We start from the raw sequence: 21,088 nt of genomic DNA on the forward strand, positions 1-21,088 counted from the left end.
CAGAGCACTGAACCGGAGAGAAAGAAATGTCCGAAAAAATGATCGAAATCAAGAACGTCTCCAAGTGGTACGGCCCCGTGCAGGTGCTCAACGACTGCTCCGTCAGCATCGCCAAGGGCGACGTGGTCGTGGTCTGCGGTCCCTCGGGCTCGGGCAAGTCCACGCTCATCAAGACCGTGAACGCGCTCGAACCCTTCCAGAAGGGCGAGATCACCGTCAACGGCATCCCGCTGCACGACCCCAAGACCAACCTGCCGAAGCTGCGCTCCAAGGTCGGCATGGTGTTCCAGCACTTCGAGCTGTTCCCGCACCTGTCGGTGACCGAGAACCTCACGATCGCGCAGATCAAGGTGCTGGGCCGCACGCCCGACGAGGCCAAGACCCGTGGCCTCAAGATGCTCGACCGCGTGGGCCTGATGGCGCACAAGGACAAGTTCCCGGGCCAGCTCTCGGGCGGCCAGCAGCAACGCGTGGCGATCGCCCGCGCGCTGAGCATGGACCCGATCGTGATGCTGTTCGACGAACCCACCTCGGCGCTCGACCCCGAGATGGTCGGCGAAGTGCTCGACGTGATGGTGAGCCTGGCCAAGGAAGGCATGACCATGATGGTGGTCACGCACGAAATGGGCTTCGCACGCAAGGTCGCGAGCCGCGTGATCTTCATCGACGTCGGCGGCCGCATCCTCGAGGACTGCTCGAAGGACGAGTTCTTCGGCCAGCCCGAGAACCGCCAGCCGCGCACCAAGGACTTCCTCAACAAGATCCTGCAGCACTGAACGCTGCGCGTTGCGACAAACGATAAGGGCCATGCCGGCGACGGCATGGCCCTTTTTCATCGCCGGGCCGCCCCAAGATGAAAACGCCCCCTTGGGGGCATTTTTCGTGGCGAGGCGAACGCCCGCTAGGCGACGGCGGCTTGCGAGGCGTCGGTGATCCACGCCGGCCATGCCGGTGGGCTCGACGCCACCCAGGCGCCGTGGCCGTCCGCGGCAAAGCCGTGGTCGGGATAGAAGCTGGCGCAGGCCTTGTTCTTGCCGGTCTCGGCGTACAGCGCGGCGAGGCCGGCGGCGCCGGACGGCACGTGCTCGAACAGCGTGCACAGCAAGGAGGTCTCGATGCCCATGCCGAACACGCGGCACGACATCACGGCCTGCTCGATGGTCGCGCCGCGCAGCAGCGCGACGGCGATCAGGCCGTTGTCGCCGAAGCGGTCGGCGGCGTTCACCGTGACGACGCGCCCCTCGCTCGCGAACAGGGCCTCCATCTCGGCATGGGTCCAGCGCTTGCCGGTGGTGTTGAACTGGTTGGTCTTGTTGACCAGCTCCAGCGCGCGCGCGAACTTCGGATGCGATGCCGATGCGATGACGTCGAAGCGGGTGCGGATCTCGAGCGACGCGAGATAGTCGTCGCGGCTCATGGCCGTGGCCAGGCCGTCGCGCTTCTGCTTGGCCTGGATCAGCTCGGTGCGTGCCGCCGATTCGGAGGAGATCCGGGCCACCTGCGTGTGGGGCGAGAACAGGATGGCGTTGCGCCATTCGGCCTGGTCGCCCGAGAGCGTCCGGAGTTCGGGAATCGCCCGCGTGACCTCCTCGATCTCGCGCGGGTTGTCGTCGACGAAGAGAACATTGCCGGGCAGCAGGTTGGTCTCCGCCAGGATCTCGCGGATGTTCTTCGACTTCGGTTCCCAGTTGATCTTGAGCGAGCAGAAGTCGTCCACGCTCAGGCGATTGGAGTAGACGCGGCGGATGCGCTCGACCGTTTCGGCATGGTCGTTCTTGCTCGAGATCGCCAGCAGGCCGCCGCGGCGCTTGAACTCCAACAGCGCCTCGACATAGCCCAGCGGCCAGCCTTCGGTGTGCTCGTGCGGAACGATGTCGTCGAACTCGGCGAGCACGCCTTTCCAGAGCGTGTTGTCGAGATCCGTGACGATGAGCTTGATCGGCGATTCGTTGCGCAGGACGGTGAGCGCATCGCTCACGCGCGTCATCACCGAACGGATCGCCTCGCCGTGGAAGAAGGCGTGGCTGAAGTGATTGCTGTAGATGTCGGAGACCGCCGCCAGGCCGTGGTAGCCCAGCAGGTCGTTCACTTCGATGTAGCGACTGCTGCCGCGCGTCTCGAGCAGGGCCGCCAGCTCGTCGTTGAGCGTGCGGACCATGTGATGCAGCGACTTCCTGCGGCCGTTCAGCAGGATGCCCTGGTAGGTGGACGGTGGCTCGACGAAGGCGAAATAAAAGGTCGGCACGACCCCGCCGACCGCCGCCTCGATCTTCTCGACCACGTTGCGCAGGTGCGCACAGGCGGCTGCGAGGGCGTTGCCGTATTCCTCGTCCGTCAGCGCGCAGGTGTGGATCAGATCGGGGCGCGCGCTGGCCGCTTCCCACAGCACCTGCCGCAGCGTCAGATGCACCACCACGCAGTCGTAGCTTTGCCACGCGACGGCCGGCGGCTCGTCCCCCGGCCTGGACTGCATCAGGAAATGGTCGGCCTTGTGGCCCATGGAATCGGCCTGCGTCGCGATCGCTTCCGCGATGCAGGTGCCGAGCAGCGCCATGTTCATCGCGCGGGGCGTGCCCGTGCGCAAGGCCTCGGGCTGCAATGCGATGCCCGACCCCGCCTGGGTTGGCGGGGCCTCCTCGGGCGCCGCGCGCTCCGGCGCTTCCGGTGAAGCCACCGGCCCGGTCGCGCGGTGGTCGCGCGACCGCAGGTTCAGGCGACGAAGAATCCTCTGAAAGCCGCTCATCTCTTTGATGGATTGAAGTTTGAGAAGTGACGGCGAGATGGTAAGCGACAGGGCGAAGGCGATCCGCGGCCGCCCTCCGGCACTTCACTTCGGCGCCGGCGCCTCGGACAACACCGCGTCGAAGAAGGCCGGAATCTCCCGCCCCAGGCGTGCCAGCAGCGCCTGCCGGTCGAAGCCCGGCGGATCGGCGGCGATGTCGCCGTCGGGCGTCTGGATGGGCATGGACGGTGTGTCCATGAACGCGAAGTGCCAGGCATTCGGGATGCGCTGCAGCTCGGCGGCCGGCATGTTGCGCGCGATCCATTCGGCATGGAAGCGCGGCACCAGGAAGCGGTCCTGCTCGGCTTCGTAGATGCGCGTGGGCACCCGCACCTGGGCCAGCGAAGCCGCCGTGAAGGGCACGCCGGCCGGGGCCATGGCCACGACGGCGTGCACGCGCGGGTCGCGCAGCGAAGGCAGCAGCGATGCGGCCGGGGCGGAGGAGACGGCGGGCGCCGCGGACGTCCCGCCATCGCGGCCCACGCCGCAGAAGATCGGATCGGCAGCGCGCTCGCTCGCGCAATGCGCGGCGATGCGCGACAGGTCGGCCTGCGCGCCCGCGAGCGCGAGCACCGTGTAGCCGCCGGCCGAGTGGCCCACGGCGCCGATGCGCGGGCCGTGCTCGTCCCGCGCGATACGGTCCTTCCATTGCGGGTCCTGCAGCAGCGCGTCGATCACGTGCGAAGCCTGCCGCGGCCGTTCGCCGAAGTAGGCGGCTCCGCCCTGTTTCAGCAGCGAGCCGTCCTGCCAGTTGTCGCCCGGATGGCGCAGCGCCGCCACCAGGTAGCCCGCGCGCGCGAGCGCCTCGGCCGTGCTGTTGTGTCCCAGCTCGGTGCCGGCGAGGCCGTGGCTCAGCAGGATCAATCCCTTGAACTTCTCGTCGGGCGGCGCCTGGATCGCGGCGCGCACGGTGAACGGCCCCATGGCCGTCGTGCGGGGCGCGGCCTGCGTCGGGTAGTAGAGCGCGACCACGGTCGGCGCGGCATCGGGCGTGGCGCCCGGAATGCGGAGCTGTCGCCAGCCGGCCTCGGCGGCCAGCAACTGGCAGGACAGCAGCAGGCCCGTGGCGAGCAGCAGGGCGTGGCGAGAGAGGAGGGCAGTGGCGCGCATCGGGGTCTCCATGGCGGGGTCGGTGGAGTGCGCATGGTTGCCGCGGGAAGGCGCGGCGGCCAGGCGAATGCGATGAAGTGCGCGAAAGGCGGCGCCAAGCGGCGGGAGCGGTCGCGGTCTTCGCGCCGCGGGTTTCGTGCGACCATCTCCCGCTGTCGTATTGGCACGGGGGTGAAAAAATGGGCTTCCATCCATCCAGGTATTGCGCGGCGGCGGTCTGCACGGCGGCGGCACTGATGACGCTGATGCCGGCGCAAGCCGACGAGGACTGGACCGAGATCGCGTCCACCGCGCGCAAGAAGGTGCTGCTGCAGCGCGATTCGATCCGTCCGCACGGCGATGCCGTCGAGGCCTGGACGCTCTACCGCTACGACGAACTGCAGACCGATGTCGGCAAGACCCCGTACCGCGCTTCGCGCTACCTCTACGACTACGACTGCAAGGGCGCGCGCGAGAAGATGCGCCGCGTCGTGAGCCACAACGGGCCGCTGGAAGCGCACGACATCGACCTGAGCCGGCGCAGCGAGTGGAAGGCGGTGGGCGGGCCGACGACGGTGAGCGGGATCGTGTTCAAGAACGTGTGTGCCGGAGCGCGTTGATCGGTGCCAACCGAGGAAGGACACGCCCGTGGCGTGCGCAATCGCATGAAGATGTACATCCTGGTTCGAGACGACATTCCGTTGGGCTTTGCGATGGTCGCGGTCGCCCATGCCTCGCTGGCCGGCTATCTCAAGTTTCAGGACGAGCCCGAAACGCGGCAATGGCTGGCCGGTCCTTTCTTCAAGGCGGTCTGCAAGGCAAATGCCAAGGAGTTCGAGAATGCGAAACAGGTCGCGGACCATCTGGTCTTGACCGAATCCGCCTTGGAGAACCGGGAGGTGGCGATCGTCTTCAAGCCTCGGGAAGAGTGGCCGAAGATGTTCAAGTTTCTTCGGCTCTACAAAGAGGCATCGCCCGCCGCGCTGGAGTCGTCTACTTGAGCCCTTCGGTATCGAGCGCCTTGCGAACCGCGGGCCGTGCCCGCACGCGTTGATACCAGGCTCGCAGGTTGTCCAAGCCATCGAAATGGATGTCGGCTCTGTAGACGGACGCGAGCCACGCGGCCTGGCCCCATTGGGTCAGCGCACAGAGGTAGGCGTCGGCGGCCGTGAAGCCATCGCCCATCAGGTAGTCGCGGCCGGCAAGCTGCTCGTCGATCCAGGCATAGCGCTGCTCGAGCTTGGGCTTCGCGGTCTCGACGCCGTACTTTCCGGCGAGCACGGCATAGAGCAGGGGAATGAAGCCCTTGTGGATTTCCGAGGTCAGGAAGCTCAGCCACTCCTGCAGGCGATAGCGCTCGAGGCTGCCGTTCTCCGGCGCCAGGCGCGACGTCGGCTTCAGGTCGGCCAGGTACTGAATGATGGCAGGGCCTTCGCGCAGCAACGTGCCGTCGTCGAGCTCGAGCAGCGGGACATAGCCGAAGGGGCTGAGTTCGCGGAAGTCGCGGCCGTCCTGCGTCCTGTGCGTCTTGTGGTCGACCTTGACGAGGTCGAAGTCGAGGCCCAGTTCGTTCAGCACGATGTGGGGCGAGAGCGAGCAGGCGCCGGGGATGTAGTAGAGCTTCATGGGTTCTTCGATGGTCGAGGGGCATGGCGCTGGAGAGCGCCTCGGGCCATGTTAGGAACCGGTCATGGATTTGGAAGAAGGCACATAAACTGCCTCTAGGTTAAAAAAATATACCTGCGGCCCTCTTCTCACTCGCGTGCTATGAAATCGAACGTCTCGGGTTGCTCCGTCGAGGAAGCCATGCGCCTCTTGGGCGGCCGCTGGCGACTGCTTCTGGTGTCCTATCTGGTCGACGGACCCAAGCGCTTCAACGAATTGCGCCGCGACGTGCCCGGCATTTCCCAGCGCTCGCTGACCCTGGACCTGCGCGCGCTGGAGGAGGCCGGGCTCGTGCAGCGAACCGTCCATGCCACGGTTCCGGTCAAGGTCGTGTACCAGCTCACGCCGGACGGCGAGCGCCTGAAGCCTGTCGTCAGCGTGATGATGGAGTTCGGGTTGTGGCTGAAGGCCAGGGCCGCGGGCTGAGGCGTTCGCTCGACCGGGTTGCCTTCATTCTCTCCATGCACCTTCGTGGCTCAACCAAAAAGCACCCAACAATGATCACGAATCGCATCGTTCTCTCTTTGCTGATCGCCCTTGCCGCGGGTTGCTCGAGCCCGCCGAATGCCCCGCAAGCGAAGCCACCGGGATTTGGCAGCCTGGCGGACTACCCTGTTCCGGTTGGTTCCGGGGGCGGGCCGGAGTTGGAGTATTGCTTTCACTACTCGAAGCGCTTGTGGGAACTGACCAGTCTTCTGCGAGAGAACCAGATCACGCCTCAGAAGGCGCGGGACGTCACGAAGGCTTCTCTTGGCAGCCAGGCGATAGAGGAAGACCTGCTGGACTTGGACCAGTTCTCTCGCGAGTCGATCACGCCGGAGGCACTGGCCGGCGAACGCTTCATGCGATGCGCCAAGGTACTCCACCTTCCCGTTGAAGCCAGACACCACGCGATTTCTCAGTCCTGCTTTGGAGTGCTGAAGGTGCCGCGCTATGTCTACGGGCTCAAGGAGCAAGGGAAGACGATCGATCAAGCCAGGGCGACATTGCTCGCGGCGAATTCCCCATCCACCGGCAGGATTCTGGGCTCGATCATTGACGACGTCTACGCAAGCTCGGGCGTCGATCAGTTCAATGGATTGAGCCGCAGGATGTTTCTTTCCTGCGTTGCGGCGGGCGGTGGTCCGAACGTTACCCAGCAATAGCGATCGGCAATGAATACCTGGACCGTCCAGTTCGTCGCGTCTCCTCCGTTCGAGCGGCCGAATCAGGTGGGTGTTGCCGTCTGGGTCGAGATCGATGAGATCGCCCCGGACACCTGCATCACCCGCTGTTGGAAAACGGAGTTCGTGGGCATGGATTGGATGCAGGACCTGCCGATCCAGGAGAGCCGACAGGGGCTTCCATTTCAATTGCAGCAGGGCTTGGCGGCGGATCTGCTGAACTCGATCCGAACGGCAAGAGTCGGTGTCGCAGCCCTGGGAGACTTGGCCTACATCCATCCCACGACGTACCGGTTGATCATTCGATCGGGGTTCAATGGCTGCAGCCTCGAGTGGGTTCACGAGTTGCCTCTGGAATGGACGGAGCTGCGGAAAGCCGTCGAGGTGCTCGAGTCCATTGGACGCTCTCGAGAGAAATGACGAAACAGCGCCGTCATTCAAGCAGTGCAACTCAAGGCAAGCGCCCGATCCCCTGCGTCAGCAAATCGAAGAACCCCTGCGCTTCCCCCTCCGCGATCCAGCGCACGTTCGCCGGCTTCTTCAGCCCCCCATACCAGTCCACCACCGTCTGCCCGAACCCCAGCCCTTCGCGGCTGTCGATCGCCACGTTGACCCATCGGCCGCCGAACCGCGAGGGCTGCAGCAGGTAGCCGATCACGGTCGCGTCGTGCACCGGCCCGCCAGGCAGGCCGTAGTACTGCATGTCGTGCCGCACATAGGCATCGAGGATGTCGGCCACGATCCGGCCGGCCTGGTTGCCGAGGCCGCGCAGCCGCGCGATGCGCTCGGGCGTGGCCAGCACCTTGTGCGTGAGGTCCAGCGGCAGCATGGTGATCGGCACGCCGCTTCCGAGCACGATCTCGGCCGCATGCGGATCGGCGAAGACGTTGAACTCGGCCGTCGGCGTGATGTTGCCGCCGTTGAAATGCGCGCCGGCCATGAGCACCAGCTCGCGCAGGCCGCGCACGATGTCGGGCGCCTGTGCGAGCGCCAGCGCGAGGTTGGTCTGCGGGCCGAGCATCGCGAGCGTCACGCTCTGCGCGGGCGCGGCGCGCAGGGTGTCGATGAGGTAGTCGACCGCATGCCCTTCGGCCAGCGGCTGCGCGGGCTCGTGCACCTGCACGCCGGTGATGCCCTCGCTGCCGTGGATGTCGGCCGCGTAGATCGGCGTGCGCAGCAAGGGACGCTGCGCGCCGCCGTGGACCGGAATGTCGGGACGCTGCCCCCACTCGCGCGCCAGCCGCGCGTTGCGCGAGGTCTTGGCGAGCGGCACGTTGCCGGCCACCGTCGTCAGCGCCTGGATCTTCAGGCGCTCGGGCGAGGCCATGGCGAGCAGCAGCGCGATCACGTCGTCGGCACCGGGGTCGGTGTCGATGATCAGCGTGTGGACGGTGGTGTCGTCGGAAAGCGGGGGCGTGTTCGTCGGCATGCGGGCTCCATGCAGGCGCGACGGAGCGCGCGCCTTCGGGCAGCCAGTCTGCCAGAGCTTCAGCCCACGAGCCGCCTGGCGAAGAAGGCCAGGATCTCGTCGCGCGCCGCGATGGTCGGCTGCCCGGCCTCGTCGATCAGGTGCGCGGTGACCACGCTGTGCGGGCTCGCGACCACCTGGGCGAAGAAGGGCGGCGTGTCGGGATTGGCCGCGCTGTCGGGCAGCACGCGCGCCACGAAGCGGTCGCCGAGCGCCTGCGAGAAAGCGGCGAAGCGCTCGGCCTTGCAGAACCTGTCGCCGTCGAAGCGATAGGCCATCACCGTCAGGTCCTCGCGTTCCAGCCGCTCGCGCACGGCGGCCAGCTCGTCGGCCGCCACGTTGGTGCCGGCCGCGTCGTCGAGCGGCAGCGAGGGCTGGCACACCACGGGCGCGAGCACGGCGCGCTCGAGCATCATCGACAGCGCGAAGTTGCCGGTGAAGCACATGCCGATCGCGCCCACGCCGGGGCCGCCGCATTCGGCGTGCGCGAGCCGCGCGAGCGCGCGCAGCCACTGCGTGACGGGGCTCGAGGCGTTCGACGCGAAGGCGCGGAACTCGGCGCTCACGCAGGCGCGGAACTCGGCGCTCACGCAGGCGCGCTTGAACACCGCCGCGCCTTCCTCGGCCTGCGGCACGGCCCCGTCGCGGCCGAACAGCGAGGGCATGTAGACGGTGAAGCCCGCATCGCGCACCCAGCGCGCGAAGCGCGCCACCTGCGGGCTGATGCCGGGCATCTCGGTCATCACGATCACGGCGGGGCCGTGGCCCATCAGGTAGACCTTCTTGGCGACGCCATCGAGTTCGATCTGGCGTGAGGAGAAGTCGTCGAGCGGGTCGTCGCGGTCGAGCGGGCGGGCGGTGGGTGCTTGGGTCATGGCGTGGGCAGCAGGGTGGGCGGTGGGGTGGATGAAGCTTGTATTGGGCCCACCGGCCGTTCAGAATGGCAGTGTCCTGTTTGACTGTTTCAGGGCCAAATCGGACAAAGCTCCCCTATGCACGACTTCACGATCCTGGTGCTGCCCGGCGCCTTCGCCTCCAGCGTTGCGGCTACGGCCGACATCCTCGGCGCCGCGCGCTCGGTGGCCGCGCGCGCCGGCGTGGCGCCGCCGCGCTGGCGGCTGTGCTCGCCGGCCGGCGGCATGGTTGCGCTGCGCTCGGGCATGCACATCGACACCGTGCGCCTGCCGGCTCGCACGCGCGACGACCGCTCGACCTGGGTGGTGCCGGGGCTCGGACTCGACACGCCCGAGCAGATCCGCCACTGCCTCGAGAGCGAGGACGCCGCGCGCGCCATCGACGGGCTCGCGCGCCATGCGCGCGCCGGCGGCCAGGTCGCGGCCTCGTGTTCGGCGGTGTTCCTGCTCAATGCGGCGGGCCTGCTGCAGGGCCGCCGCGCGACCACCTCGTGGTGGTATGCCGCGCTGCTCAAGCGCATGGCGCCCGATTGCACGGTCGACGTCGACCGCATGGTCTGCGCCGACGGTCCGGTGGTCACGGCCGGCGCGGCCTTCGCGCAGACCGACCTGATGCTGCACCTGCTGCGCGAACGCTGCGGCAGCGTGCTCACCGATCTGGTGTCGCGGCTGCTGCTGATCGACGGGCGCCAGGCGCAGGCGCCGTTCATCGTTCCCGAGCTGCTGGCCAACGGCAACGACCTGGTGGCGCGGCTCGCGGCGCGCGTGGAAGCGGCGCTGCCCGCGCCGCCCTCGGTGAGCGAGCTGGCGCGCGAGTTCTGCATGTCGGAGCGCACGCTCGCGCGCCACGTGATGAAGGCCACCGGCAAGAGCACGCAGGCGCTGCTGCAGGGCGTGCGGCTGCGGCGCGCGCGGGCGCTGCTCGAGTCCAGCCGCATGACGGTCGACCAGGTGGCCGGCGCCGTCGGGTATCAGGACGCCACCGCGCTGCGGCGCCTGATGAAGAAGGTGGCGGGCGCGAACCCCAGCCGCTATCGCAACTGAGGCGCGCCGGCCCGCGCGGCGCTTGCTCTTACTTCTTGCGCGCCGCGATCGCCTTCTCGGCGCGCGCCACGAGGTCGGCGCCGACCGTCGGCTTCCACTTCTCGTACACCGGGCGCGTGGCCTTCACGAAGGCGTCGCGTTCCGCGGGCGTGAGGCTGGTGACGGTCACGCCCATGGCCGCGATGTCCTTGAGCACGGGCTTGTCGGCTTCCACCAGGCCTTTGCGTGCGATGACGATTTCTTCCTTGCCGGCGTCGATCGCGGCCTGGCGCACGATGGCCTGGTCGGCCGGCGTCCACGAGGCCCAGATCTCCTTGTTGACCACGAACACCAGCGGGTCGGCGACATAGCCCCAGGTGGTCACGAACTTCTGGCCCACGGTGTGCATCTTGAGCACGGTGAACAGGAACAGCGGGTTCTCCTGGCCGTCGACGGCACCGCTGGCGAGCGCGGGCTGCGCATCGGCCCAGCTCATCTGCGTGGGGTTGGCGCCCAGCGCGGTCAGCATGTCGGAATAGATCGGCGAACCGACGACGCGGATCTTCATGCCCTTGACGTCGGCCGGCGTCTTGATCGGGCGCTTCGAGTTGGTGATCTCGCGGAAGCCGTTCTCGCCCCAGGCCAGCGGCACCACGCCGGCCTTGTCGAGGGTCTTGAAGATCTCCTGGCCGACCTCGCCCTGCGTGAGGGCGTCGATGGCCGCGTAGTCGGGCATCAGGAAGGGCATCGAGAACAGGTTGAGCTGCTTGACCTGCGGCGACCAGTTGATGGTCGAGCCCACGGCCATGTCGATCACGCCCTGGCGCAGCGCGCTGAACTCGCGCGTCTGGTCGCCCTGGATCAGCGACACGCCCGGGTACAGCTTGATGTTGATGCGGCCCTGGGTGCGCTCCTTCACGAGGTCGGCCCAGATCTTCCCGGCCTGGCCCCACGGCGTGGGCGGGCCCAGCACCAGCGACATCTTGTACTCGGCCTTGTAGGTGGCCTGCGCCATGGCGCCCGACGAGAACATGCCCAGGGCGGTCGCGACGGCGGCGAGGCCGAGCAGGGTGCGGCGGAATTTCATCTGATCTATCTCCTCGTTGAAAAAAGTCGGGCGGCCGCGAGCACGTTCGTCAGTAGCCGAGCTTGCGCGGCAGCCACAGCGCGAGTTCGGGGAAGGCGATCACCAGCACCATCACCACGAACATCGAGAACAGCATCCAGCCGACCCAGCGCACGGTCTCCTCCATGCGCACCTTGGCGATGCGGCACGACACCATCAGGTTGACGGCCAGCGGCGGCGTGAACTGGCCGAGCGCGACCTTGAGCGTGAGGATCACGCCGAACCAGACCGGGTCCCACTTGTAGTACTGAACGATCGGCAGCAGCAGCGGCACGAAGATCAGGAAGATCGAGACGCCGTCGAGAAACATGCCGACCGTGATGAGCAGCAGGATCAGCAGCGCGAGCACGCCGTATTCGCCCAGGCCCGAGTTGACGATGGCGCGCGTCACCGGATCGATCACGCCGAGCGTCGACAGCGAGTAGGCGAAGATGCCCGCGAGCGAGACCACCAGCAGGATCACCGCCGAGAGCTCGCCCGATTCGCGCAGGATGACGAACAGGTCGCGGACCTTGATGGTGCGGTGGATGCACATGCCGACGAAGAGGCCGTAGAACACGGCGACCACGGCCGCCTCGGTGGGCGTGAACCAGCCCGCGCGCATGCCGCCGAGGATCAGCACCGGTGCCGCCAGGCCCCAGGTGGCTTCGCGGAAGCTCTTCCAGAACGGCGGGCGCGGCAGGGTGGATTCGAGCGCGCCCATCTTGTGCTTGCGCGCCAGCCACACGGCCGGAATCATCAGCGCCAGGCCGGCCAGCACGCCGGGCACCATGCCGGCGGCGAACAGCGCCGGCACCGAGGCGCCGGGCACCAGCACCGAATAGACGATGAAGGCCACCGAGGGCGGGATCAGGATGTCGGTGGCCGCGGCGGCGCCGACCACGCTGGCCGAGTAGGCGGCCGGATAACCGGCGCGCGACATGGCGGCGATCATCACCGCGCCCACCGCAGCGGCATTGGCCGGGCCCGAGCCCGAGATGCCGCCGAGGAACATCGCGACCGCGATCGCCACCAGCGGCAGCATGCCCGAGCCGCGGCCCACGATGGCGATGGCGAAGTTCACGAGGCGCAGCGCGACGCCCGAGCGGTCGAAGATCGAGCCGACCAGCACGAACATCGGAATGGCGAGCAGCGGGTACTTGCCGAGGCCGGCGTAGAAGTTCTGCGGCACGGCGAGCAGGCCGAACCATTGGGCGTCGGTGTTGGCGAGCGCGATGCAGGCCGCGCCGGCCAGGCCGAGCGCCGCGCCGATGGGCACGCCCACCAGCATCATCAGCAGGAAGGCGACGAACAGGAGCGTGGCGATCATTCGGCGGCGTCCTGCTGGTCGTTGTTCTTGTGCTTGCGGCCGCGCCGCACGAACAGCCCGATGGCGCGCAGCGCGATGGCCAGCGACACGATCGGCAGCCAGATCGAATACCACCAGGCCGGCACGCCGATGCCGGGCGAGGTCTCCTCGAAGCGGTAGTCGTCCCAGACCATGCGCACGCTGAGCGCTGCGATCAGGCCGAACAGCGCGGCGATCATCAGCGCGCCGAACTGCGCCAGCCGGCGGCGCCGGGCCATCGAGCCGCTCTCGGCGAAGTACTCGATGCGGATGTGGCGGTCGCGCGCGACCGCGGCCGAGCCGGCGACCAGCGCCAGCATGATCATCAGGAACACGGAGAACTCCTCGGTCCAGGCGAAGGAGGAGTCGGTGAAGTAGCGCACCAGGACGTTGGCGAAGGTGATGAGCGCGAGCGCGCCCATGATGAGCACGGTGAGCCAGTCCTCGATGCCCAGGGGCACCTTGGTGGGCTCGTCGGCGGCTTCGATGTCGGGGGGGAGGGGGCTGGCGGCGTCCAGCGTGGGGCCGGACTCAGGAGGAGTGGTCATCGGAGAAAACGGGCAGCTGGGGCAGGCGCCATGTCACCGGGCGGTCGCCGGGACGCGATCCGTACACCTCGACAGGGAAGCAGCCGTCGATTCTGGGCCGTCAATGTCCACTGATATATCGGGGGTTTCCTTAGCCAGGTGGCTCCCGGGGAGGCCTTCGAGGCGTGTGCGCAGGGCACTAGGTGCTTCCCTCGGAGAATGTCCCGCCCTTCGGGCTACTCTTTTCTCTTTTATTTCGCTTCGGGGAGTACCCGGTGCCCTGCGCACGGTGAGTGCGGTGCTAGGTTGGCGGTTTGAGCATGACGCAGTAGTGAGTGCGCGAAGTGCACTATCTCAGGCTTAGCCATTCGATGGAGCATTGACCGCAAGGTAAGTACAACGTCCTCCAATAGGAAGCTGACCTTGAGGTATACGCGCGACCGGCCTGAGTCAGCAGCATGCCGAGACATCGAGCTGGAAGACTTGACTAGGAGCGGTTTACCTGTGCGGAGTCAGCAATTGCTCAACGCCACGGCTTCCACGGGAATACTGCGCGTAGCATAAATATGCTCTGACAGTATCGTCTTGCCGCATCTGTCTTTTTTCAAGGCGCGGCTTGATCAAACGCGCCCACCCACGCCTTTGAATTTCTCTACGAAGGCGGCGAATTTTTGAAACACGCTCTGCTTCGTGGCCAAGTATTGAGGATTTAGCGGACTCATCTTGGGAAGGGTGGCATTGAGCTCTGTGCCGTTGTCACTTGCAAACTCCCGTTTCAGCGAGGTGGTGATATAGCGCTTGGCCGCTTCCGCATTCAGGTTCTCGGTGGTGATCAGCTCTTGCGCCTCTCGCTGTAGTTCTGCTTGAGCAAAGATAAAAAAGGCGTCTATCAGATGGGCTTTATCACCCATCTGATCTAGGTCGGTCTGGTTGATGAAGTCGACCAGCAAGCTCTCCTTTGCACGGTTTCCCAAGCTCGCGCGTATCATCCGACGCACATCTTCTACCAGTGCGACCTTGTCTTTCACTTTCCTGTTGTTCTCAAAAATCAGCTCTAGGATGTAGTCGAGGTTGATTTCTTGTGACTTAAGCAGGTCGACCTCGAAGACCACGTCGTCCCAGTCGATGGTGGACTTCTCCTTCTCGCCTGAAGATTTCTCTCGTCGCAACCAGTCACGAACGTCGTTGTAGGTCGAGCGGTAGTCCTGAATCTTTCGCTCAGCGGGGATTTTGATTTCTTGTAGCGCAGCCAATGCATCATCATCGAGATAGCGCTGGGCCTTAAATGCGTCAACTGCCGCCAGGTCACTCATGTCTAGGCTCTGAATGGCCTTTAGGCTGGCGAATTCGTCGTAGTTCTGCAGGACGTTCTCCACGCGCAGATATTCACCAAACAGCTTTGCAAAGGCCTTCTTGTCGGCCTCCTTCTCAATGGCTGCAGGGTCAGGAAAACGCTGCTCCAACTCCGTCACCACATCCACAAAACCGCGACGCGCCTCTCCGGTCACGGCGTCGGTGAACCCGACCATGTATTCCTTGTAGCTCTTTTCCAGCACCACATTCTTAGTGTTCTTGTCGCCAAACAAGGTGATGGCATCGATCGTCGCCTGCTCCAAGTCGCGGAAGCTGACGATGTTGCCGAAGGTCTTGGTGGCGTCAAAGATCCGATTGGTGCGCGAGTAAGCCTGCAGCAAGCCGTGGTAGCGCAAGTTCTTATCCACGAACAAGGTGTTCAACGTGGGGGCATCAAAGCCGGTCAAAAACATGCCCACCACAATCAACAGGTCGATCTCCTTGGCTTTGACCTGTTTGGCCAAATCGCGGTAGTAGTTCTGAAAGCCGTTACTGTCGACGCTGAAGTTGGTTTTGAACAGTGCGTTGTAGTCCGCGATAGCGCCGTTCAAGAACTCCTTGGCGCTGCTGTTCATGGCAGACACGTCAAAGCTTTCATCCTGAATGTCGCCCACCGCATCCTGCTCTTCGTTGGCTGCAAACGAAAAAATGGTGGCCACTTTCAGGGGTTTATCGCTGTCCTTCTGCAGCGCCTTGAATGCCTCGTAATACAGCTTGGCAGCATCCACGCTACTCACGGCAAACATGGCATTGAAGCCTTTGCTCGCCTGATATCCGCCCGCTTGCAAGCGATGGGTCTTGTGCCGGAAGTTGCTCAGGATGTACTGGGTGATCTCACGGATGCGGTCGGGGTGCAACAGTGCCTGCTTGTTCTCTGCAGCACTGAGTTTTTTCTCGTCCTGCTCGGTTTCGATGGCCTTGAACTGGGGGCGAACATCGTTGTAGTCCACCTTGAACTTGAGCACCTTCTCATCGCGAATGGCATCGGTGATGACATACGAATGCAGCTCACGGCCGAATACGCTGGCGGTGGTGTCGGCACCCGATGCATTCTGCGGAAAAATCGGCGTGCCGGTAAAGCCAAACTGGTAGAACTTTTTGAATTTCTTCTTGAGGTTCTTCTGTGCCTGACCAAACTGGCTACGATGGCACTCATCAAAAATGAAGACTACCTGCTTTTCGTAGACGGGCAGGTCGCCCTCGCTCTTCATCAGGTTGTTGAGCTTCTGGATGGTAGTTACGATGATTTTGTTGTCATCCTTGTCCAGGTTGCGCTTCAAGCCCGCCGTGCTGTCCGAGCCATTCACGCTGTCCGGTGAAAAGCGCTGGTATTCCTTCATAGTCTGGTAGTCCAGATCCTTGCGGTCCACCACAAAGAGCACCTTGTCGATGAACTGCAACTCGGTGGCCAGGCGCGCTGCCTTGAAGCTGGTCAGCGTCTTGCCGGAGCCGGTGGTGTGCCATATGAAGCCACCGCCTTCCTGCTTGTTCCAGCTCTTGGCCCGAAAGGCGCTATTGATCTTCCACAGAATGCGCTCGGTGGCGGCAATCTGGTATGGGCGCATCGCCAGCAGCGTGTTGCTGGTGTCGAACACCGAGTAGCGCAGCAGCACCTTCAGCAGCGTGTCTTTCTGGAAGAACGTCAAGGTGAAGTCCTTCAGGTCCTTGATCAGGCTGTTGTCCGCCTTCGCCCAATTCATGGTGAAGTCGAAGCTGTTTTTGTTGCGCTGGGTGGTGTTGGCAAAGTAACGGCAGTCCGTGCCGTTGGTGATCACAAACAGCTGCAGGTACTTGAACAAGGAATGCGCGCTGTTGAAGCTCTCCTTGCTGTAGCGGTGCACCTGGTTGAAGGCCTCGCGAATAGCCACACCACGCTTTTTGAGTTCCACCTGCACGAGCGGCAGGCCGTTGACCAAAATGCTCACGTCGTAGCGGTTGGCATGCGTGCCGGCCTGCCCAAACTGCTTGATGACCTGAACCTTGTTGCGTGCGATGTTCTTTTTGTCCAGCAGGTAAATGTTCCGGATGTGCCCATCGTCGAACACAAAGTCGTGAACGTAGTCGTCGTGAATCTTGCGGGTCTTCTCGATGATGCCATCGCTGGGCTTGTCCAGCCAGGTCTCCACAAAGCGCTGCCACTCAGTGTTTGAAAACTGCACGTTGTTGAGCGCTTGCAGCTGGACGCGCACGTTGGCCAGCAAGGCCTCGTGCGTGTTCAGGCCGAGCGGAGCCTCATACCCTTGATGAATCAGATCCTGAATGAGCTCACGCTCCAGATCGCCTTCGCTCTGGTAGCCCTGATTAACCTGCCAATCCTTGATGTACTCGTCCAGAACGATAAAGTTTCTGGATTCGGCAATGGTCTTGTAGTCACTCATTGGGCTTGTTCTCGCTTTCGTGAATCAGACTGGTCAGTTCGCGCTCAATCCCTTGCGCGGTTGGCAACTGCGACTGCACCGAAATGGGAAGAACTTTGGTAATGAAAGAACTCACACGCGTCGGTTTTGTGATGCCTTAATGCGTTGTTTGATGGCGGCAACGGCCTGCCGGTAGTCAGTGTGCCGAGTGATCTCGGCCATGTGGTCAGGCTTCCCGCTGCTGCCAGAAGGCATGGCGGCTTTTCAAATGGTCTGTTAGCAGTTTGATGGTCGCCTGTTCTGCGGGCGTCGGGACTGCCATGGCTTCATTCGACAGCGTGCTGTGGCTGGTGAAATTGATGATACGGCCGTAATAAAGCTGCTTGTCATCTGGCAATAGCTCAGACCATTTCAGGTATCCGAGAAAACCGGCTGTCTTCTCGTAGAGATTGCGCAGCAGTGTGAAATGGTAGCGCTCGATTTTTTGGTCGGCAATGGCTTGCTCGATGGTCTGCAACAGGTGTAAATGGTAGGAAAAGCTCTTATTGGAGTCGCCGTGTTTTTCAGTCAGCGTGAAGCTATCGTCCACACGCCCCAACATGTAACAGGCTTTGTTGCTAAATTCATTGAACAGAACATTGTAGAAAAGCGGGTTGTGGGTGGTAATGATGAACTTGAGGTCGGATTGGCTGGATTTGATCAAACCAGCCAAATTTACGGCCAACTCGATCAAATGATTTTCATCCAGGGAGCTCACTGGATCATCAATGAAGACATATTCCAAATTATTGAAGGCGTTTGTAGAGCGATCAGCGACTTCGACAATGTTCAACTCAAAAATCAACTGTTCAAGCAATGCATTGAAGACACTCCAAATGAAGTTGCTTTCCTCACCCTTGGAAATCTTGATATTGGGCTCTTGCTGATCGTTGCCGCGCTCAAATGAAAAACTAACCGACGAAAGGTTTGCACTAAAATGAGGCGTTAACTTTTCGCTGGTGTAGTGCTGAAAAGTGGCGGTGATGCTTTGGTCTTTGCCTTGCTCTTCGAGAATCCATTTGGTGAACGAGTTTGGTTGAATTCTCAATTTTGGTTCAGCATCCAATCCCAAGTCATTGTCCCAATAAAAAAGATCCTCCGTAAACGCGCTGTAGTAAAGTATTTTTTTGGCCGCCAGCGCTGACGGCTGAGCCTCGTCGCTCTCGGCTTTGGGTGAAATCAGCTGCTTGAACTCTCGCGAGAGGCGCGTCTTGCCTGTGCCATTGAAGGCATAGATCAATTGCACCTTTTTGTTGGCCGCTTTCAGCTGTTCGGCAATTTCCGAGAGCGTCTTGCTCATGTTATACCTTTACCTCTTCCCGCCTAGGTAGCTTCAGCAAGTGAGCGCGGTAGTACAAGTGTTGCTTCTTTCGTGCAGCAAGTTCAGCAGCCAGTTCAGAGGTGAGTTCAATAGAAATTTCAGCAAATTTATCCAAAACTCGGACAATTCTTTCTTGAATCTCAAGCGATTTTTTGTGATCGCTTAGGCATGGAATAGGGACTTTTGCTTTGCCGAGTCCATTGGAGTTTATCGATGATATTTTTCCAGAGGATACGTACTTTCTGATCTGCTCCTTGTACGAATCAGTCCTCAGAAAGTAAGATAGATATTTCGGGTTTAAAAAATTGCTTGAATAGGCAAAGCACGCATCGTGAATCACCACATTTTCATCACCAAGCCATGCTGTGCCATTGCCAATGTCTTCGATGGTTTCGCCTGCGGCGACAATTATTACATCGCCGCTTTTGGCGGTCCGTAGTTTTGATGCTAGGGTCGGATCAATAAAAGACTTTGCTTTTGTTGTCCAAATTCCGTAGTGCGTATACATTTCCCCGTAATGAATGCACGGAACGCCTTCGGAGATTAGATCTGTCTTCACAAACCTTTTGCCTCTGACAAAGGTGCCAATATCTTCCAGGGCCTTCCATTCCACGGGAACGTCTTTTAGCAACTTTTCTAGGAAATCTCTATTGCCTGCCGGATCGATCTCTGATCCTTCGATTTCGGCCACGATGGCATTAATATCATTGCGCAATTGGTCAATTTTGTGGACTTGGCTTTTTATTTCGGAGTTGAGCTGTGCAATTTTTACCTCCTCGCGAACATCTTTTGTTTTGACATAGCTGCTGACCGACAGGTTGTAATCGTTAGCAGCAACCTGATCAAAAGACACGGACTGCGCGAAATGATCAATATTCGCCTTGCTATCGAACACCGCCATGATTTCATCGATGTGTCTGTCCAGCAGCACGTTGTTGTTTGTTTCCTTCTTGAACAGGTCGCTGGCGTCGATGAACTGGGTGGTGGTGTCGGTCTTGTGTTTGGACAGCACCAGAATGTTCACGGCTATGGTTGTGCCGTAGAACAGGTTGGATGCCAGCGAAATCACTGTTTCCACATAGTTGTTGTCCACCAAGTATTGGCGAATCTTCTGCTCGGCCCCGCCTCGGTAGAAGATGCCCGGGAAGCAGACGACGGCGGCGCGTCCTTTGCTGGAGAGGTAGCTGAGCGCGTGCAGCACGAAGGCGAAGTCGGCTTTGGATTTGGGCGCCAGGACACCGGCCGGAGCAAAGCGGTCGTCGTTGATCAGAGTGGGGTCGTCCGAGCCTTTCCACTTCACCGAGTACGGCGGGTTGGAGACGATGGCGTCAAAGGGTTTGTCGTCGCCAAAGTGGGGCTCGGTGAGGGTGTCGCCCAGCTGGATGTTGAATTTGTCGTAGTTGACGTTGTGCAGGAACATGTTCATCCGCGCCAGATTGAAGGTGGTGTGGTTGAGCTCCTGACCAAAAAAACCGTCTTCGATGATGTGCGCGTCAAAGTGCTTCTTGGCTTGCAGAAGCAGCGAGCCGGAGCCGCAGGCCGGGTCGTAAATCTTGTTGACGCTGGTTTGCTTGTGCATGGCGAGCTGCGCAATCAGTTTGGAGACCTGCTGCGGCGTGAAGAACTCGCCGCCGGACTTGCCGGCGTTGGCGGCGTAGTTGGAGATGAGAAATTCGTAGGCGTCGCCAAACAGGTCGATGTGGCTGTCGTCAAAGTGGCCAAAGTCCAGCTCGGCCACGCCTTTGAGCACGGCCGCCAGACGGGCATTTTTGTCTTTGACGGTGTTGCCCAGGCGGTTGCTGGTGGTGTCGAAGTCGGCAAACAGGCCGCGGATGTCGCGCTCAGACGGGTAGCCCAAGGCGGAGGTTTCAATGGTCGAGAAGATGGCGGCCAAGTCGGTGTTCAAGCTCTCGTTGGCGTTGGCGCTGGCAGCCACCTTGACGAACAGCTGGCTGGGGTAGATGAAGTAGCCCTTGGTCTTGACGGCGTCGTCCCGGATTTCCGGTGTGATGACCTCGTCAGAAAGACTCGCGTAGCGAATGCTTTCGTCTCCGGATTCGATGTAGGCCGCGAAGTTTTCACTGATGAAGCGGTAGAACAGGGCGCCAAGGACATATTGCTTGAAGTCCCAACCGTCGACTGCGCCACGGACATCGTTGGCGATCTGCCAAATGCGGCGTTGGAGTTCGGCACGTTGTTGGATGCTGGTCATGACACTTTCTGGATTCGATTTGATCTTGTAGGCGGGCCCGATTTGAGAGCTTCTTGAGCATTATCGAGAGCAATGCCAATGGTCTCGGCGGTGGGCAGGTCTTCGGGCCGCGTGCGAGTCTACGCGGGCTTTACACAGACCCCGGCTGTCTCCTTTGTGTCGGTCAGCATGAAGTAGAGCCGTCGCCCGCTACCGACTGCAATCGCTGTAAACCTGATGCACGCATTGCCTGTCGGCGATCGACATAGAGCGCATAGCCACCATCATGGCCTACCCCACAGGCAACCTCAACAGAGCCGAATTCCTCCGCCACAGAGGCTTCAGCCATCGCACCCAAAAGCCCCTCCGTTTCCCAGGCGGGCCGCGACTCCGCAGCCCGCAGACCAGCCCCTACCCGCCAGCCTCAAGCGCCCCATGCCGCGCCTTCTCGCTCATCTGAAACAACTCCCCCGCCTCGCGAGCAAGTCCAGCCGCAAGCCAGAGCAGGTTGTCCAGTTGTCGAGGTCCGTCACCGCTGCACCAATCGATGTCTTTCCCGTGGCAGCCCCACAGAAGCGCTTCGAGTTGGGAGAGGGTGTTTTCGAGAAGATCCGCCGGGCCTTGGGCGGTTTCTCCGGGAGATACCGGCGTGCGACGCCGGGCTATAGTCTTGGTAGCCATTTTTGTGCGTTCCTTCCAAGGTTGTTGCACGAACTTGGTTAGACGGTCGGGGTGCTGATAAC

At 62.2% G+C, this 21,088-nt stretch carries 19 protein-coding genes; 7 read left to right on the forward strand and 12 right to left on the reverse strand.

Translation table 11 applies throughout. From position 1 onward, the window contains the following. Positions 1–38 precede the first annotated feature (38 nt). Complete coding sequence (locus R0232_RS05040) at positions 39–776, forward strand: amino acid ABC transporter ATP-binding protein (protein WP_093354121.1); 738 nt, start codon at positions 39–41, stop codon at positions 774–776. A 125-nt stretch (positions 777–901) separates the two neighbouring features. Here the strand turns inward: R0232_RS05040 and R0232_RS05045 are convergent, their stop codons facing one another. Next, complete coding sequence (locus tag R0232_RS05045; protein WP_431511416.1) at positions 902–2,743, reverse strand: HAD-IIIC family phosphatase; 1,842 nt, start codon at positions 2,741–2,743, stop codon at positions 902–904. A gap of 84 nt (positions 2,744–2,827) precedes the next feature. After that, positions 2,828–3,892, reverse strand: coding sequence for an alpha/beta hydrolase family protein (locus R0232_RS05050; RefSeq protein ID WP_431511417.1), 1,065 nt, complete (start codon positions 3,890–3,892; stop codon positions 2,828–2,830). 236 nt (positions 3,893–4,128) lie between these two features. On the opposite strand from R0232_RS05050, the gene R0232_RS05055 reads away from it, so the two are divergent. Both R0232_RS05055 and R0232_RS05060 read left to right on the forward strand, forming a co-directional pair. Beyond that, complete coding sequence (locus tag R0232_RS05055; RefSeq protein WP_431511418.1) at positions 4,129–4,491, forward strand: surface-adhesin E family protein; 363 nt, start codon at positions 4,129–4,131, stop codon at positions 4,489–4,491. 45 nt (positions 4,492–4,536) lie between these two features. Further along, positions 4,537–4,872, forward strand: a complete 336-nt coding sequence (locus R0232_RS05060) for a peptidyl-tRNA hydrolase (protein ID WP_431511419.1) — start codon at positions 4,537–4,539, stop codon at positions 4,870–4,872. On the opposite strand, the gene gstA is transcribed toward R0232_RS05060, so the two are convergent. Further along, a complete protein-coding gene (gene gstA / locus R0232_RS05065) occupies positions 4,865–5,497 on the reverse strand; it encodes a glutathione transferase GstA (RefSeq protein WP_431511420.1) in 633 nt (210 codons plus the stop codon). The two genes, R0232_RS05060 and gstA, sit on opposite strands and share 8 nt — an antisense overlap. 141 nt (positions 5,498–5,638) lie before the next feature. On the opposite strand from gstA, the gene R0232_RS05070 reads away from it, so the two are divergent. Genes R0232_RS05070 through R0232_RS05080 form a run of 3 tightly spaced genes read left to right on the forward strand, consistent with a single transcriptional unit; the run spans position 5,639 to position 7,119 of the window. Then, a complete protein-coding gene (locus R0232_RS05070) occupies positions 5,639–5,962 on the forward strand; it encodes a winged helix-turn-helix transcriptional regulator (RefSeq protein ID WP_093354062.1) in 324 nt (107 codons plus the stop codon). Beyond that, on the forward strand, positions 5,935–6,681 hold the full coding sequence (locus R0232_RS05075; protein ID WP_431511421.1) for a hypothetical protein: 747 nt from the start codon (positions 5,935–5,937) through the stop codon (positions 6,679–6,681). Before R0232_RS05070 ends, R0232_RS05075 begins: the two co-directional genes overlap by 28 nt. Before the next feature lie 9 nt (positions 6,682–6,690). Then, entirely contained in the window at positions 6,691–7,119 is a 429-nt protein-coding gene (locus R0232_RS05080; protein ID WP_431511422.1) for a hypothetical protein, read from the forward strand. Positions 7,120–7,150: 31 nt separating this feature from the next. Here R0232_RS05080 and R0232_RS05085 read toward each other — a convergent pair whose 3' ends face one another. After that, positions 7,151–8,128 carry a nucleoside hydrolase gene (locus R0232_RS05085; RefSeq protein WP_431511423.1) on the reverse strand — a complete coding sequence of 326 codons (978 nt, stop codon included), beginning with the start codon at positions 8,126–8,128 and terminating at the stop codon, positions 7,151–7,153. A 59-nt stretch (positions 8,129–8,187) separates the two neighbouring features. Continuing rightward, entirely contained in the window at positions 8,188–9,042 is an 855-nt protein-coding gene (locus tag R0232_RS05090) for a dienelactone hydrolase family protein (protein ID WP_431511424.1), read from the reverse strand. Between the two features lie 117 nt (positions 9,043–9,159). On the opposite strand from R0232_RS05090, the gene R0232_RS05095 reads away from it, so the two are divergent. After that, entirely contained in the window at positions 9,160–10,125 is a 966-nt protein-coding gene (locus R0232_RS05095) for a GlxA family transcriptional regulator (protein WP_431511425.1), read from the forward strand. A 28-nt stretch (positions 10,126–10,153) separates the two neighbouring features. Here R0232_RS05095 and R0232_RS05100 read toward each other — a convergent pair whose 3' ends face one another. From R0232_RS05100 to R0232_RS05130, 7 genes are all read right to left on the reverse strand, one after another. Then, complete coding sequence (locus tag R0232_RS05100) at positions 10,154–11,191, reverse strand: DctP family TRAP transporter solute-binding subunit (RefSeq protein ID WP_208512118.1); 1,038 nt, start codon at positions 11,189–11,191, stop codon at positions 10,154–10,156. A gap of 49 nt (positions 11,192–11,240) precedes the next feature. Continuing rightward, on the reverse strand, positions 11,241–12,539 hold the full coding sequence (locus R0232_RS05105; RefSeq protein ID WP_057590991.1) for a TRAP transporter large permease: 1,299 nt from the start codon (positions 12,537–12,539) through the stop codon (positions 11,241–11,243). Then, positions 12,536–13,105, reverse strand: a complete 570-nt coding sequence (locus R0232_RS05110; RefSeq protein ID WP_057598344.1) for a TRAP transporter small permease — start codon at positions 13,103–13,105, stop codon at positions 12,536–12,538. The genes R0232_RS05105 and R0232_RS05110 overlap by 4 nt, the downstream gene beginning before the upstream one ends. Positions 13,106–13,704: 599 nt before the next feature. Continuing rightward, positions 13,705–16,815 carry a type I restriction endonuclease subunit R gene (locus R0232_RS05115; protein WP_431511426.1) on the reverse strand — a complete coding sequence of 1,037 codons (3,111 nt, stop codon included), beginning with the start codon at positions 16,813–16,815 and terminating at the stop codon, positions 13,705–13,707. Positions 16,816–17,020: 205 nt separating this feature from the next. Next, the gene (locus R0232_RS05120) at positions 17,021–18,133 is read right to left on the reverse strand and encodes an anticodon nuclease (RefSeq protein ID WP_431511427.1); all 1,113 of its coding nucleotides are present in this window, start codon (positions 18,131–18,133) and stop codon (positions 17,021–17,023) included. Position 18,134: 1 nt separating this feature from the next. Next, on the reverse strand, positions 18,135–20,366 hold the full coding sequence (locus tag R0232_RS05125) for a type I restriction-modification system subunit M (protein ID WP_431511428.1): 2,232 nt from the start codon (positions 20,364–20,366) through the stop codon (positions 18,135–18,137). Between the two features lie 390 nt (positions 20,367–20,756). Further along, on the reverse strand, positions 20,757–21,026 hold the full coding sequence (locus R0232_RS05130) for a hypothetical protein (RefSeq protein WP_431511429.1): 270 nt from the start codon (positions 21,024–21,026) through the stop codon (positions 20,757–20,759). Positions 21,027–21,088 lie beyond the last annotated feature (62 nt).

The sequence above is a fragment of the Variovorax sp. DAIF25 genome (genome assembly GCF_050711835.1).
In the GTDB taxonomy this organism is placed as follows: Bacteria; Pseudomonadota; Gammaproteobacteria; order Burkholderiales; family Burkholderiaceae_C; genus Variovorax.

Coding starts and splice junctions, on each gene's coding strand:
- R0232_RS05040 (WP_093354121.1), top strand. CDS start 39: ATGATCGAAATCAAGAACGTCTCCAAGTGGTACGGCCCCGTGCAGGTG.
- R0232_RS05045 (WP_431511416.1), bottom strand. CDS start 2,743: ATGAGCGGCTTTCAGAGGATTCTTCGTCGCCTGAACCTGCGGTCGCGC.
- R0232_RS05050 (WP_431511417.1), bottom strand. CDS start 3,892: ATGCGCGCCACTGCCCTCCTCTCTCGCCACGCCCTGCTGCTCGCCACG.
- R0232_RS05055 (WP_431511418.1), top strand. CDS start 4,129: ATGACGCTGATGCCGGCGCAAGCCGACGAGGACTGGACCGAGATCGCG.
- R0232_RS05060 (WP_431511419.1), top strand. CDS start 4,537: ATGAAGATGTACATCCTGGTTCGAGACGACATTCCGTTGGGCTTTGCG.
- gstA (WP_431511420.1), bottom strand. CDS start 5,497: ATGAAGCTCTACTACATCCCCGGCGCCTGCTCGCTCTCGCCCCACATC.
- R0232_RS05070 (WP_093354062.1), top strand. CDS start 5,639: ATGAAATCGAACGTCTCGGGTTGCTCCGTCGAGGAAGCCATGCGCCTC.
- R0232_RS05080 (WP_431511422.1), top strand. CDS start 6,691: ATGAATACCTGGACCGTCCAGTTCGTCGCGTCTCCTCCGTTCGAGCGG.
- R0232_RS05085 (WP_431511423.1), bottom strand. CDS start 8,128: ATGCCGACGAACACGCCCCCGCTTTCCGACGACACCACCGTCCACACG.
- R0232_RS05090 (WP_431511424.1), bottom strand. CDS start 9,042: ATGACCCAAGCACCCACCGCCCGCCCGCTCGACCGCGACGACCCGCTC.
- R0232_RS05095 (WP_431511425.1), top strand. CDS start 9,160: ATGCACGACTTCACGATCCTGGTGCTGCCCGGCGCCTTCGCCTCCAGC.
- R0232_RS05100 (WP_208512118.1), bottom strand. CDS start 11,191: ATGAAATTCCGCCGCACCCTGCTCGGCCTCGCCGCCGTCGCGACCGCC.
- R0232_RS05105 (WP_057590991.1), bottom strand. CDS start 12,539: ATGATCGCCACGCTCCTGTTCGTCGCCTTCCTGCTGATGATGCTGGTG.
- R0232_RS05110 (WP_057598344.1), bottom strand. CDS start 13,105: ATGACCACTCCTCCTGAGTCCGGCCCCACGCTGGACGCCGCCAGCCCC.
- R0232_RS05115 (WP_431511426.1), bottom strand. CDS start 16,815: ATGAGTGACTACAAGACCATTGCCGAATCCAGAAACTTTATCGTTCTG.
- R0232_RS05120 (WP_431511427.1), bottom strand. CDS start 18,133: ATGAGCAAGACGCTCTCGGAAATTGCCGAACAGCTGAAAGCGGCCAAC.
- R0232_RS05125 (WP_431511428.1), bottom strand. CDS start 20,366: ATGACCAGCATCCAACAACGTGCCGAACTCCAACGCCGCATTTGGCAG.
- R0232_RS05130 (WP_431511429.1), bottom strand. CDS start 21,026: ATGGCTACCAAGACTATAGCCCGGCGTCGCACGCCGGTATCTCCCGGA.